This window comes from Streptomyces sp. NPDC033270 (genome assembly GCF_055576575.1).
In genome coordinates this window covers 40,397-53,602 of record NZ_JBVIRA010000006.1, presented here as the reverse complement: position 1 = coordinate 53,602, position 13,206 = coordinate 40,397, and the positions used below count along the sequence as shown (strand labels likewise).

Here is a 13,206-nt window from a genome sequence, read left to right as displayed (position 1 = left end):
GCGGCCGGGTGAGGGTCGGCCGAGGTCAGTGCGCCTTCTGCGCCAGCCTCAGCAGATGGTCCGCGAGCGCCTGGCCGCCCGCCGGATCGCGGCTGATGAGCATCAGGGTGTCGTCGCCGGCGATGGTGCCGAGGATGTCGTGCAGTTCGGCCTGGTCGATGGCGGAGGCCAGGAACTGCGCGGCACCCGGCGGGGTGCGCAGGACCACGAGGTTGGCGGAGGCCTCGGCGGAGATGAGGAGTTCGCCGGAGAGGCGGCGCATCCGCTCCTCCTTGGCCGACTCGCCCAGCGGCGCCCGCGGCGTGCGGTCGCCGCCCTCACTGGGCACCGCGTAGATCAGCTCACCACCGGTGTTGCGGATCTTCACCGCGCCCAGCTCGTCCAGGTCGCGCGAGAGGGTCGCCTGGGTGACGGACAGACCGTCGTCGGCGAGCAGCTTCGCGAGCTGGCTCTGGGAGCGCACCGGCAGCCGGTTGAGGATGTCCACGATCCGGCGGTGGCGGGCGGTACGGGTCTGCGGCACGGCCTGGCCGCCGTTGTGCACCTCGTTGTCCTGCGGCTCGGTCATCGGTTTCGTCAGTCTCCGGATCGTTGTTCCCCGTCGGCCCCTTGGTGGGCCGTGTTGAGGACGGCGGGGAGCCTCCGGAGGAACACCTCCGCTTCCTCGTCCGAGACGATGAGCGGCGGGGCGAGCCGGATGACGTCCGGCGCGACCGCGTTCACCAGGAGACCCGCGTCCTGAGCCGCCTGCTGCACCTGGGGCGCGAGGGACTCCGTCAAGACGATACCGAGGAGCAGGCCCACGCCGCGGACCTGGCCGACCAATGGGTGCCCCAGAGCCTCGATCCCCTTGCGCAGCCGTTCGCCGACCCGTGTGACGTTCTCCAGGACACCTTCCTTCTCGATGGTGTCGAGGACGGCGAGGGCACCGGCGCAGACGACGGGGTTGCCGCTGAACGTCGAGCCGTGCGACCCGGGCGTGAGCAGGTCGGCGGCCGGGCCGAACGCCAGCGTGGCGCCGATCGGCAGACCGCCGCCGAGGCCCTTGGCGAGCGTGACGATGTCCGCCTCGACGCCCTGGGCCCGGGACTCCAGCCAGTGCCCGGTCCGGCCGATACCGGTCTGGATCTCGTCCAGAACCAGCAGGGTGCCGGTGGCGGCGGTGATCTCGCGGGCGGCCCGGAGGTAGCCGGGCGGCGGGACGACGACGCCGTTCTCGCCCTGGACGGGTTCCAGGATGACGAAGGCGGTGTCGGTGGTCACGGCGGAGCGCAGGGCGTCGGCGTCCCCGTACGGGACGTAGTCGACCTCGCCGGGCAGCGGGGCGAACGGGGCCTGTTTGGCGGGCTGGCCGGTGAGGGCCAGGGCGCCCATCGTGCGGCCGTGGAAGCCGCCGACCGTGGAGACCATGTGGGTGCGCCCGGTCAGCCGGCCGATCTTGAAGGCGGCTTCGTTGGCCTCGGCGCCGGAGTTGGAGAAGTAGACCCGGCCCGGGCGTCCGGCCAGCGCGAGCAGCCGCTCGGCGAGCGTCACGGTGGGCTCGGCGACGAAGAAGTTCGAGACATGGCCGAGCGTGGCGATCTGGTCACAGACCGCACGGAGTACGGCCGGGTGGGCGTGGCCGAGCGCGTTGACCGCGATGCCGCCGAGGAAGTCGAGGTACTCCTTGCCGTCGGCGTCCCACACCTTGGCGCCCTCACCGCGTACGAGCGGGATGCGGGGGGTGCCGAAGTTGTCCATCATGGCGCCCTGCCAGCGCCGGGTGAGGCCCTCGTTGGTCACCGCCGCCCCCTGGTCGTGTGCCGTCCGGGTCACGTCGCCCCCTCGATCGTGTTCGTGTCCGGCACGACCATCGTGCCGATTCCTTCATCGGTGAAGATCTCCAGCAGGATCGAGTGCTGGACCCGCCCGTCGATGACCCGGGCGGTGTGCACCCCGTTGCGGACGGCGTGCAGACAGCCCCGCATCTTGGGAACCATGCCGCTGGCCAGGTCGGGCAGCAGCTGCTCCAGTTCGCTGGCGGTCAGGCGGGAGATCACCTCGTCGCTGTGCGGCCAGTCCTCGTAGAGGCCCTCCACGTCGGTGAGCACCATCAGCGTCTCGGCGCCGAGCGCGGCGGCCAGCGCGGCCGCGGCGGTGTCGGCGTTGACGTTGAAGATGCCGGATGGGCCGGCGGCGAGGTCCTCGTCGTCGCTGCTGCGGGCGATGGAGGAGATCACCGGGATCCGGCCGTCCTCCAGCAGGGCGTGCACCGCGCCGGGGTCGATGGCGGTGATCTCGCCGACCCGGCCGATGTCCACCCGCTCGCCGTCTATGTCGGCGTAGTGCTTGGTCGCGGTCATCAGATGGGCGTCCTCGCCGGTCATGCCGACGGCGAGCGGGCCGTGCTCGTTGAGCAGGCCGACGAGCTCGCGCTGCACCTGGCCGGCGAGCACCATCCGTACGACGTTCATCGCCTCGGGCGTGGTGACCCGAAGACCGCCCTTGAACTCCGACTCCAGGCCGAGCAGGTCCAGCTGGGCGCTGATCTGCGGGCCGCCGCCGTGCACCACGACCGGGCGTAGGCCGGCGTGCCGCAGGAAGACCACGTCCTGGGCGAAGGCCCGCTTGAGGTCCTCGTCGACCATCGCGTTGCCGCCGAACTTGATGACGACGGTCTTGCCGTGGTGCCGGGTCAGCCAGGGCAGCGCCTCGATGAGGGTGCGGGCCTTGGGCAGCGCGGTGTGTTTGCGGGCACTCATGACGAGTACGCGCTGTTCTCGTGGACGTAGTCGGCGGTGAGGTCGTTGGCCCAGATGACCGCGGACTCGGCGCCGGCGGCGAGGTCGGCGGTGATCCGCACCTCCCGGTAGCGCATGTCGACCAGGTCGCGGTCCTCGCCCACCGAGCCGTTCTTGCAGACCCAGACGTCGTTGATGGCGACGTTGAGCTGGTCGGGCTCGAAGACCGCGGAGGTGGTGCCGATGGCGGAGAGCACCCGGCCCCAGTTGGGGTCCTCGCCGTGGAGGGCGCACTTGAGGAGGTTGTTGCGGGCGATGGAGCGGCCGACCTCGACGGCGTCGTCCTCGCTGGCGGCGTTGACCACCTCGATGCGGATGTCCTTGCTGGCGCCCTCGGCGTCCCCGATGAGCTGGCGGGCGAGGTCGTCGCAGACCGTGCGCACGGCCTCGGCGAAGGCGTCCTGGTCCGGTACGACACCGGAGGCGCCGGAGGCCAGCAGCAGGACGGTGTCGTTGGTGGACATGCAGCCGTCGGAGTCGACCCGGTCGAAGGTGGTGCGGGTGGCGGCCCGCAGCGCCGCGTCGAGGCCGGCGGAGGGCACATCGGCGTCGGTGGTGAGCACGACGAGCATGGTGGCCAGGCCCGGGGCGAGCATGCCGGCGCCCTTGGCCATGCCGCCGACGGTCCAGCCGTCGCCCTGGGCCACGGCGGTCTTGTGCACGCTGTCGGTCGTCTTGATGGCGATGGCGGCCTTCTCGCCGCCGTGCTCGCTCAGTTCGGCGGCGGCCCGCTCGACTCCGGCCAGCAGCTTGTCCATCGGGAGCCGGATGCCGATCAGCCCCGTGGAGGCGACGGCCACCTCGCCGGCGCTGTGCCCGTCGAGCACCTCGGCGACCTTCTCCGCGGTGGCGTGGGTGTCCTGGAAGCCGAGCGGGCCCGTACAGGCGTTGGCGCCACCGGAGTTGAGGATGACGGCGGAGACCGTGCCGCCCTTGAGGACCTGCTCGGACCAGACGACCGGGGCGGCCTTGACGCGGTTGGAGGTGAAGACGCCGGCGGCGGCCTGTCGCGGCCCGTTGTTCACCACGAGGGCGAGGTCCGGGTTGCCGTTGTCCTTGATCCCGGCGGCGATGCCCGCCGCCGTGAATCCCTTGGCTGCCGTCACACTCACTGTGTCTCCTTGTTCGCTCCGCCGCCGAAGCGGCTGATGTCGCCGTCGCCCGCGCAGCGCAGCGGTGCGGCCATCGTCGTCGTCTGCGGCCCGGCGGCTGCGCGACCTCCCCCAGCTACCGCCGGGAGGTGCCCCCAGCTCACGGCGCGACTCCGATCGTCGAAAGTCCGGTGGTCTCGTCGAGACCGAGGGCGATGTTCATGGACTGCAGGGCGCCGCCCGCGGTGCCCTTGGTGAGGTTGTCGATGGCGCTGATCACGATGACCCGGCCGGCCGCCTCGTCGTACGCCACCTGGATCTGCGCGGCGTTGGAGCCGTAGACGGCGGCGGTCGCCGGCCACTGCCCCTCGGGGAGCAGCCGGACGAACGGCTCGTCGGCGAAGGCCTTGTCGTACGCGGCCCGTACGACGGCGGCGTCCACGCCGGGCTTCGCCTTCGCCGAGCAGGTGGCGAGGATGCCGCGCGGCATCGGCGCCAGGGTCGGGGTGAAGGAGACGGTGACCGGCTCCCCCGCGACCGCGCCGAGGTTCTGGATCATCTCGGGGGTGTGCCGGTGCACTCCGCCCACGCCGTACGGGGACATCGAGCCCATGACCTCCGAGCCGAGCAGATGCGGCTTGGCGGCCTTGCCGGCGCCGGAGGTGCCGGACGCGGCGACGACCACGGCCTCGGCCTCGACGAGCCCGGCGGCGTACGCGGGGAAGAGCGCGAGCGAGACGGCGGTCGGGTAGCAACCGGGCACCGCGATGCGCTTCGACCCCTCCAGCGCAGCACGGCAACCCGGCAGTTCGGGGAGGCCGTAGGGCCAGGTGCCGGCGTGCTCACTGCCGTAGAACCGCTGCCAGTCCGCCGCGTCCTTGAGCCGGAAGTCGGCGCCCATGTCGACGACGAGGACGTCCGGCCCGAGCTCCTCGGCGACCGCGGCGGACTGGCCGTGCGGCAGCGCGAGGAAGACGACGTCATGGCCGGCCAGCACCTCGGCGGAGGTGGGCTTCAGCTCCCTGTCGGCCAGCGGAAGCAGATGCGGCTGCAGCGAACCCAGGCGCTGCCCCGCGTTGGAGTGCCCGGTCAGCGCGCCGATCTCGACCTCCGGGTGCCCCAGAAGCAGGCGCAGCACCTCACCCCCCGCATAACCGCTCGCACCGGCCACTGCCGCTCGTACCGTCATGGACCCTCCTCCTTGATGGCATGACTATACGGAATGCAGCAGTTTTATGCAATGCCCTTAGATTGGGCCGCTCGGCGGCACTGCGACTGAGTTCTTCAGATGGCCCGTGAGCGGTTGAGTCGGCCCGGCTGAGCATCAGAGGTGGCCCGCTGGGTAGCGGAGGCTGACCTCGAAGATCAATGCGGGAGCCTCACCCGCTGAGTGTGGCAGCGCGCTCATCACTGGGCGGTGCCTGTCTGCATCGCCCAGTGATGGGCTACTCCAAGGAGGCCGATCAGCTCCGGAGGGCGTTACCTCTAGCCGCTCCCGCATCCGTTGTGGGTACTGTCCCCGACAGGACGGGCTCGTCGTTTCCTACCGCGTGGTGAGGTTCAGCGTGTACGTGGGCTTACCATCGACCCAGGTGTCGACGTCACCGCTCGACGACTGGCCTTTGACTTGCAGGTGCGGAGTGAAGCGGTAGGTGCCAGGTCCCGCGTAGCGCAGCTCCTTTACGTCCAACGGGACGCCGTCCTTGGACACGCTGAGTAGATACGACGACATCACGCTGCACTCGGGGAGCTCCCTCCACGGCGAGATCCGGGTTGCGATGAAGCACCTCGCCGATGCCAGTCCCCACTGCAACTTCTCACCGTCAGAGAACGCGCACAACTCAACCTTTGAGCTCATCTGCTTCATACCGTCATCCGTGCGGAAGTCCTCGATGGAACAGACTTTCGCCGCCCCCGGCGCCGGGGCTGCGCTGGCCGTAGTGGCCGACGTCGATAGCGCACCGGCGACCAGCAACGAAGCGCCCAAGAGCATGGGAAGAGAAGACTTTCGGACTGACATGAGGGGCCCTCTCGCGGAGTCGACACAAACGATGGGCCTGGACGCGCGCCACGACCGGCGGAAGGTCACCCCCGCGCGACAGCCTGCCCAGCCGCCCACCCCTGTGAAAGCCGCCGCGATGCGCGGCGGACGGGCAACGGGCGCCCGCAGGAGCAGCCTGTCCGCAGCCGCGTCCGACCTCACTCGAACACCACGCGACGGCCGGAAACCCACCGGGGTAGCGAAAAGATCGCGTCATCGCTTCCGTCCGGCAAAAGCCAGGGGCCCGCCCAGCGGCTACCAGGCGTCACTCCCGTCCCGCGTTCCACCTGTCTGACGCCTTTTCCCTCGCAGCCAGCCCATCCGCAGGCAGCGGACCCCGGGCACCTGCACCAGAGTCACGACTCATTCCCCATCGCTCACCCGAGTGGTCACCCCCCGATTTCAGCCACGACGTAGCCAACACCTGGCGAAGGCGGCGTCCCTGGCGGTGTCGGCCCCAGCCGGACCAGGCACTGGGGCCGCTAACCCCACCATCGAGAGCACCCGAGACTCCACCGGCGAGCGCTGACACCGTCCTAAGCACCGAGGGTCGGAAACAGCTTCTCACCCACGGCTGAACACGCACCGGCCAACTGCGACGCTCAGCCGGGCCAACTCAACCGCTCACGGGCCATCTGAAGAACTCAGTCACACGCACCCCAGTGAGGCTGAGCGCTTCAGTCGGCCCGTCAGCGGTCCGGGTGGCCCGAGTGTGTGCTGTGGTCCACCGGCAGGTGTGGCCTTCGGGGCCGGCTCAGGTACTGGCCGGTCGGGCCGAACGGGGTTGCGTGCGCAGGGCGGGCAGCCGGGCACAGTCTTCGGATTCGGCCAGGCCCTCACCCAGGGCCAGGAGCGAAAGGAGCCGCACCGGTCGGCCGGCTGTGGCCGCGGCCTCCAGTTTGTGGTGGCCGTCGAGGAGGAAGTGCGTCAGGCCCCAGTGCCGGTAGTGGTCGACCGGCAGGCCGGAGGCGGGTTCTCCGTCGACCATGAGCAACCTGCGCCCCGGCCCGCCCGTGGTCTTGCGCTGCTCCGTCTCGAAGCGCAGCCGGGCCTCGGGAGCGGGGACACCGAGCCTGCGCGGCTCGGCCCATCTGATCATCACGGACGACCGTAGGGGACGCCGCGGATCGGCCGCCACCGACCGCTGAGTGCGTATCCGGCCCAGCGGGCCCGCCAAAGCGCTCAGTGGCACACCGTCGCAGCGGGGACCGGGGCCGCATGAGCGCTGAGTAGAGCACTCCACCTCGGCGAGGCAGGCTGTACCCATGCGGTCTGTCTTCCGCGCACCTTCTCGACCGGAATCCGGCGGTCACGGCCGGGCCCTGTTCGCCGTCGCGCAGTGTGTGCCCTTCGCGCTCGCCCTGCTCGTGGTGGGCATCGAGTTCTCGCCCGCGCACTTTCTGTACACGGGCCCGCTGCTCACCGCGACGCCGGCGCTGGCCGCGGTGACGATGGGGCCCAAGGGGACGATCTCGGCGGCGGGTGTCGCGCTGGCCGTCAGTGTGGCCACCGCCACCCACAACCAGGCATGGGGCAGCCAGCAGGTCTACACCAACTTCCTGGCCATCTTCCTGGTGTCCGCGGCCAGCATCGCGACCAGCAGCGCCATGCACGCGCGCCGGACCGGCGAACTCGACCAGGTCCGCCGGATCGCCGCGGCGGCGCAGGAGGTCCTGATGCGTCCGGTCCCCGCCCGGCTGGGCCCCGTACGGGCGGCCGGCATGTACCTCGCGGCGGAGACCGGGGCGCAGATCGGCGGAGACCTCTACGAGGCCGTGCAGACCCGGTACGGGGTCCGGATGATCGTGGGGGACGTACGGGGCAAGGGGCTGCCCGCCGTGCGGGGCGCCGCCGCCGTGCTGGGCGCGTTCCGGGAGGCCGTGCACTACGAGGACGACCTGGTGGAGGTCATGAACCACTGCGCGGCCGCACTGCAACGGGAGAAGGCCGAGCCCGGTGCGGGCGATGCGGAGTCGCTGGCCGAGGGGTTCGTCACCGCGCTGATCGCCCAGGTGCCCGACATGCCGGTCGTCCAGCTGGTCAACCGCGGCCATCCGCCGCCGCTGGTGCTGCGGCAGGGCAAGGTGCGGGCGCTGATGCCCGCCTCGCCGCTGCCGCCCCTGGGGCTGGAGGAGTTCATCACGGGCCCTCCCGCCAAGGCGGAGAGCCATCCGTTCACCGCCGGCGACCGTCTGCTGCTGCACACCGACGGCGTGATCGAGGCCCGCGACCGCGACAACGGCTTCTTCGCCCTCCCCGAGGCCATGGAAGCGGTGCCCGCCTGCCCTCCGCCGGAGTTCCTGGAGTACCTGCACCAAGGGCTGGTCCAGCACACCAGGGGCCACCTGGCGGACGATGCGGCGCTGCTGGTCGTCGACCGGCTCGACGACGAAGCGCCCCGATAGCCCGCCCGGCTCCCGCGGATCGGCGGCGGGCCCGGCCTCGCCGGTGAGCGGGCCGGTGGTGTGCGGGCAGGCGGGGTCAGGAACGCGGGGCGTCGGGCTCGGCGGGCCGGGCCGCGTTCTTCTCCTTGATGCGCACGGCTTCCTTGCGGACCTCGGCCTGGGTGGCGCGCTCCTTCTGCAGCCAGTCGGGGCTCTCCTTCTTGAGCGCCTCGATCTGCTCCGTGGTGAGCGGCTCGGTGATCCCGCCGCGGGCGAGACCCGAGATGGACACGCCCAGCTTCGCGGCGACCACCGGCCGGGGGTGCGGGCCGTTGCGTCGCAGCTCCTGCAGCCACTCGGGCGGATCGGCCTGCAGTGCGTTCAGTTCGGTGCGCGAGACGACACCCTCCTGGAACTCGGCGGGGGTGGCCTCGAGGTACACGCCCAGCTTCTTCGCCGCGGTCGCGGGCTTCATCGTCTGGGCGGTCTTGTGCGACGTCATGTGTCAAGGGTATCGAGCGTGTGCGCTACCTCTGACCACGACCGGTAGCCTGGTGCGGTGACCGGCTCGGAAGAATCCCCCTCGTTCCGGCTCGCCTACGTCCCGGGAGTGACGCCCACGAAGTGGGTGCGGGTCTGGAACGAGCGGCTGCCCGACATCCCCTTGACCCTCATCGGGGTGCCCGCCGCCGAGGCGTGCGAGGTCCTGCGGGGCGGCGGCGCCGACGCGGGTCTCGTACGGCTGCCGGTCGACCGGGACGACCTCAGTGCGATCCCCCTCTACACCGAGACGACGGTGGTCGTGGTCCCCAAGGACCACATCGTGGCGGCGGTCGACGAGGTGGCGGCCGAGGACCTGGCCGACGAGATCGTGCTGCACCCGCTCGACGACACCCTCGACTGGGAGCGCCTGCCCGGGCGACCCGCGATCGAGCGCCCCGCCACGACGGCGGACGCCATCGCGCTGGTGGCGGCCGGAGTGGGTGTGCTCGTCGTCCCGCAGTCGCTGGCCCGGCTGCACCACCGCAAGGACCTGACCTACCGTCCGGTCCTGGACGCTCCCGCCTCGCGCGTGGCGCTGTCGTGGCCGCAGGAGGAGACCACCGACCTGGTGGAGGACTTCATCGGCATCGTCCGCGGGCGGACCGTCAACAGCTCGCGGGGGCGCCGCCCGGCTCCCGCACAGCCGAAGGCCAAGCGCCCCGACACCGGCGGCGCGCGGCGCAAGCCCGCGGCCGGCAAGTCGGCCGGGAAGACCTCGCGCGGCACTGCCGGCGGTTCGCGGGGCGGCGGCAAGCGCGGCAAGCCGCGCCGCCGCTCGTAGGCCCTGGGCCTTGATGCCGGTCTTGGGCCCCCGCCGCCGGCCGCGCCTCACGCGTGCTGCGGCATCTCGTTCTTCAGCGTCGACCTGATCTGCTCGCGCAGTTCGGGGCCGTCGGTGTGGCCGTGGACGGAGACCGCGTGCTCGCTGGCGGCGCGGACCACCTCTTCCTCCTCACCGGAGATGACGAGGCTGCAGTTCGTCTCGCTCGGGAAGTCCCGGCAGTCGATCTTCTTGCGCATGATGCACCTCCTCCCCTCCCAGTCTCGGCCCGTGGCTCCCGCCCTCCGCATACGGCGAATCCCGTATGGCGCGAAGGGTGACCGTGCTGCTGCAGTGGGAGATGAGCGGTAGTGAGAAAAGAGGGAGAAGGCAAGGAGGTGGGAGGGATGGCGAGGGCCTCCGGGGCCGGCCGCGGGAGCACTGTGGACGAGGGGCGTGTGCAGGAGTTCCTGGAGCGTGTGATCACCGACGGCGGGGCCGCGGTCTCCGGTCTGTGCACCTCGCTCGGCGACCGGCTGGGCCTGTACTCGGCCCTGGCCGGCGCCGGTCCGCTCACCTCCGCACAGCTCGCGGAGCGCACCGGGCTCGTGGAGCGCTATGTCCACGAATGGCTCGCCGCCCAGGTGGCCGGCGAGTACGTCACGCATAGGCCCGCCACCGACACCTACGAGCTGCCCGACGAGCACGCCGCGGTCCTCGCGGACCCGCAAGCGCCCACCTACGCCGCCGGTTTCTTCACCATGCTGCAGGCCCTCTACGCCACCGAGGACAGCCTGATGGAGGCGTTCCGCACCGGTGAGGGCGTGGGGTGGGAGGAACACGGCCCGGCGCTGTTCGACGGCACCGCGAAGTTCTTCCGGCCCGGCTACCGAGCCGCTCTGGTGCCGGAGTGGCTGACCGCGCTGGACGGCGTGGTGCAGAAGCTGGAGCGCGGCGCCCTCGTCGCGGACGTCGGATGCGGCTACGGCTACTCCACGACGCTCATGGCGCAGGCCTTCCCCCGGTCGCACTTCCAGGGCTTCGACTTCCACCGGCCGTCGATCGAAGCGGCCCGCGGCATCGCGGCCGAGCAGGGGCTGGACGGCCGGGTCGACTTCGAGGTCGCCGCCGCCCAGGACTTCCCGGGCGAGGACTTCGATCTGATCACGTTCTTCGACTGCCTGCACGACATCGGCGACCCCGGCGGCGCGCTGCGGCACGCCGAGCACGCGCTCGCCGACGGCGGGACCTGCATGATCGTCGAGCCGAACGCCTCGGCGAACGTGGCGGAGAACGCCAACCCGGTCGGCCGGGCCATCACCGCCGCCTCGGTCGCCGTGTGCCTGCCGTCCGCGCTGGCCCAGCACGGTCCGCAGGCGCTGGGGAACCACGCGGGCGAGCAGGCCCTGCGGGACATCGCGGACGACGCCGGACTCCACCACTGGCGGCTGGCGGCGGAGAGCCCGGTCAACCGCGTCTATGCCGTCGGGCGTTAGTAGCGCCTGACGCGCCCGGCCGGTCTTCCCCCGGCCGGCCGGGTGTCTTCCCCCAGGGCCGCGGCGCCGCCCCGCCCCGCGGCCCTGCCTTGACTGCCCCCTACCCGCTCGTACGCTGGAGATATGAATGCGGCCGCGGAGGCCGGGCTGCGACGCATTCTCGCCGTCGTGGACCTGCTGATCGATGCCGTCGACGAGGAGACCCTCGTCCCGGCGCTGCTTCCGGTGATGCTCTCCGCGGTCCCCGGCGACAGCATCATCTGGTCGCCCCGCGCCGGCGCCGCCGACCGGCCGCTGACCCTCCCCGCCGACCTGCTGAGCCCGGACGTGCGGGACGCCTTCGCCCGTGAGGCGGCGACCGACTCGCTGGTGCGGCACACCACGACGGGGCCCGGTACGCCGATGCGCCGCTCCACGCTGCAGACCTCCAGCGAGTTCCACGCCCTCGCCGTCTACACCGACGTCTACCGGCCGTTCGGCGCCGAGCAGCAGCTCGCGATGTCGTTCCCGGCCGGCTACGCCGAGGGGGTGCCGCGCAAGGTGTGCATGGCGATCAGCCGCAACGGCAGCGACTTCTCCGACGACGACGTGGCGGCCGCCGCCCTGCTGCGCACCCGGCTCAGCCACGCCATGGACCGGCTCGCCCCGCCACGCGCCGTCCCGCCCCTGATCACCCGCCGGGAATCCGCCGTCCTGACCCTGCTGGCCCGCGGGCTGAGCAACCAGCAGATCGCCCGCCGCCTCGCGATCAGCCCGCGCACCGTCGACAAACACCTGGAGCACGCCTACGCGAAGCTGCGGGTGAGCAGCCGGGTCGAGGCGGCGAACGCATGGCTGGCGCGGGGGGCCACGGCGGTGCGGCTCGGGCGGTAGACGGCGCGAGCGCGCACCGGTCCGGTCGTCCGGCGGCGCCGGACCGTCAGCGGGGGACGGCGTGCCGACGGTAGGTGACCCGGTCGTGCTGGACCCGGGTGACCTCGACGGTCAGCTGCCGGTCGGGGCCGAGGGGGAAGTGCGCGGTGCAGCGCACCGCCGCGGACGGCACGGGCCGGAGGTCGCCGAAGCACCGCACCGCGTCGGGCCCGTGGCGGAACGGCAGGGTGAGCTGGCCGCTGACGCTTCTGGCTATCTCGGTGCGCAGCACGGTGTGGGTGCCGCCGTCGACCTCGCTGGTGGTTTCGCGGTCGCGCATCCGGGCGGCGGCCAGGGCGAGGGCGCCGGCCGCCAGGAGGCAGGTGACGATGCCGATGACCAGGCCGAGGGTGGCGCCGCGCCGCTGCGGGGGTGCATGCACCGCCGTCAGCCTCGGGGGCCGCGGGGGCGCCGGCGGTGGGCGAGGGCTCCCCAGCCGGCCGCGCCCAGCAGCAGCGCACCGCCCAGCGCCGTGGTGAGCGGGCCACTGTGGGCCGCGCCGCCGAGGCCGGTGTGCGAGCCGCCCTGCGGAACGACGTCGTCAGCACCGCCGTAGGCCTCGGTACCGCCGTAGGCCTCGCTGCCGCCGGAGACACCGCTGGCGCCGGAGGCCTCGGCGCCACCGGAGACCTCGGCGCCGTCGGAGACGGTCACGGTGCCGGAGAAGGCCTGCCGGCCGTCGGCGCCGCTCTGCTGGTCGCCGGACGCGCCGCGCGCCGCGGGGCTCGCTCCGCTGCCCGCCCCGCCGCAGGTGACGGTGACGGGGTACGTACCGGGCGCGATGCCCTGCGGCATGGTCGCGGTGCCGCCGGACCGGCCGTCGAGGGGGGACAGCGGGACGGCCGGGATGTCCGCGCCGCCGAAGCCGGCCTCGGCCGACTCGCCCCGGCAGTTGCCGCCGTCGTAGACGGTGAAGGCGGCGCCGGGCGCCACGATGGCGGGCTCGACGACCACCGGGTGCGAGGTGTCCGAGGCGGGTGTGGCGCTCTTGACCGCGCCCTTCACCGCCTTGCTCACCGCATCGGTGACGGCCCCGGTGGCGGCGTCCGCGCCCCCACCGTCGCCACCGCCGAAGAGCAGGAGGGTCACCGCCAGCGCGCCGGCCGCCAGCGCATACAGAGGAATATGACGTATGTGCATAGAACGAGACAAGCGCCAGGCCGGGGAGTGCGCACCTCGATGGTGCGCCGCCCGCGGGG

At 72.1% G+C, this 13,206-nt stretch carries 15 protein-coding genes; 4 read left to right on the top strand and 11 right to left on the bottom strand.

The window, feature by feature from the left end; translation table 11 throughout:
• Positions 1-25: 25 nt before the first annotated feature.
• From ACZ5XZ_RS11750 to ACZ5XZ_RS11720, 7 genes are all read right to left on the bottom strand, one after another.
• On the bottom strand, positions 26-568 hold the full coding sequence (locus ACZ5XZ_RS11750; RefSeq protein WP_384428863.1) for an arginine repressor: 543 nt from the start codon (positions 566-568) through the stop codon (positions 26-28).
• Between the two features lie 8 nt (positions 569-576).
• Positions 577-1,782 carry an acetylornithine transaminase gene (locus ACZ5XZ_RS11745; RefSeq protein WP_468977043.1) on the bottom strand — a complete coding sequence of 402 codons (1,206 nt, stop codon included), beginning with the start codon at positions 1,780-1,782 and terminating at the stop codon, positions 577-579.
• Between the two features lie 29 nt (positions 1,783-1,811).
• Positions 1,812-2,741 carry an acetylglutamate kinase gene (gene argB, locus ACZ5XZ_RS11740; RefSeq protein WP_468976719.1) on the bottom strand — a complete coding sequence of 310 codons (930 nt, stop codon included), beginning with the start codon at positions 2,739-2,741 and terminating at the stop codon, positions 1,812-1,814.
• Complete coding sequence (argJ, locus tag ACZ5XZ_RS11735; RefSeq protein WP_468976718.1) at positions 2,738-3,892, bottom strand: bifunctional glutamate N-acetyltransferase/amino-acid acetyltransferase ArgJ; 1,155 nt, start codon at positions 3,890-3,892, stop codon at positions 2,738-2,740. The genes argB and argJ overlap by 4 nt, the downstream gene beginning before the upstream one ends.
• 139 nt (positions 3,893-4,031) lie before the next feature.
• Entirely contained in the window at positions 4,032-5,060 is a 1,029-nt protein-coding gene (argC, locus tag ACZ5XZ_RS11730) for an N-acetyl-gamma-glutamyl-phosphate reductase (protein WP_468976717.1), read from the bottom strand.
• Positions 5,061-5,414: 354 nt separating this feature from the next.
• Positions 5,415-5,738, bottom strand: a complete 324-nt coding sequence (locus tag ACZ5XZ_RS11725; RefSeq protein ID WP_468976715.1) for a hypothetical protein — start codon at positions 5,736-5,738, stop codon at positions 5,415-5,417.
• A 928-nt stretch (positions 5,739-6,666) separates the two neighbouring features.
• Positions 6,667-7,011, bottom strand: coding sequence for a hypothetical protein (locus ACZ5XZ_RS11720; protein WP_468976713.1), 345 nt, complete (start codon positions 7,009-7,011; stop codon positions 6,667-6,669).
• A gap of 166 nt (positions 7,012-7,177) precedes the next feature.
• On the opposite strand from ACZ5XZ_RS11720, the gene ACZ5XZ_RS11715 reads away from it, so the two are divergent.
• Entirely contained in the window at positions 7,178-8,317 is a 1,140-nt protein-coding gene (locus ACZ5XZ_RS11715; protein WP_468976712.1) for a PP2C family protein-serine/threonine phosphatase, read from the top strand.
• A 76-nt stretch (positions 8,318-8,393) separates the two neighbouring features.
• Here ACZ5XZ_RS11715 and ACZ5XZ_RS11710 read toward each other — a convergent pair whose 3' ends face one another.
• Positions 8,394-8,798: a DUF5997 family protein gene (locus ACZ5XZ_RS11710; protein WP_468976710.1), complete on the bottom strand. Its 405-nt coding sequence runs from the start codon at positions 8,796-8,798 to the stop codon at positions 8,394-8,396.
• A gap of 57 nt (positions 8,799-8,855) precedes the next feature.
• Here ACZ5XZ_RS11710 and ACZ5XZ_RS11705 point away from each other — a divergent pair, with 57 nt between their 5' ends.
• On the top strand, positions 8,856-9,620 hold the full coding sequence (locus tag ACZ5XZ_RS11705) for a LysR substrate-binding domain-containing protein (protein WP_468976709.1): 765 nt from the start codon (positions 8,856-8,858) through the stop codon (positions 9,618-9,620).
• Between the two features lie 47 nt (positions 9,621-9,667).
• Here the strand turns inward: ACZ5XZ_RS11705 and ACZ5XZ_RS11700 are convergent, their stop codons facing one another.
• A complete protein-coding gene (locus ACZ5XZ_RS11700) occupies positions 9,668-9,859 on the bottom strand; it encodes a DUF1059 domain-containing protein (RefSeq protein WP_468976707.1) in 192 nt (63 codons plus the stop codon).
• Between the two features lie 147 nt (positions 9,860-10,006).
• Between ACZ5XZ_RS11700 and ACZ5XZ_RS11695 the strand changes: the two genes are divergently transcribed.
• Entirely contained in the window at positions 10,007-11,095 is a 1,089-nt protein-coding gene (locus ACZ5XZ_RS11695; protein ID WP_468976705.1) for a class I SAM-dependent methyltransferase, read from the top strand.
• A 123-nt stretch (positions 11,096-11,218) separates the two neighbouring features.
• Positions 11,219-11,968 carry a response regulator transcription factor gene (locus tag ACZ5XZ_RS11690; RefSeq protein ID WP_468976702.1) on the top strand — a complete coding sequence of 250 codons (750 nt, stop codon included), beginning with the start codon at positions 11,219-11,221 and terminating at the stop codon, positions 11,966-11,968.
• Positions 11,969-12,014: 46 nt separating this feature from the next.
• Here the strand turns inward: ACZ5XZ_RS11690 and ACZ5XZ_RS11685 are convergent, their stop codons facing one another.
• Entirely contained in the window at positions 12,015-12,389 is a 375-nt protein-coding gene (locus ACZ5XZ_RS11685) for a DUF4333 domain-containing protein (protein ID WP_468976701.1), read from the bottom strand.
• A gap of 5 nt (positions 12,390-12,394) precedes the next feature.
• The gene (locus tag ACZ5XZ_RS11680) at positions 12,395-13,147 is read right to left on the bottom strand and encodes a hypothetical protein (RefSeq protein WP_468976698.1); all 753 of its coding nucleotides are present in this window, start codon (positions 13,145-13,147) and stop codon (positions 12,395-12,397) included.
• Positions 13,148-13,206: the final 59 nt, after the last annotated feature.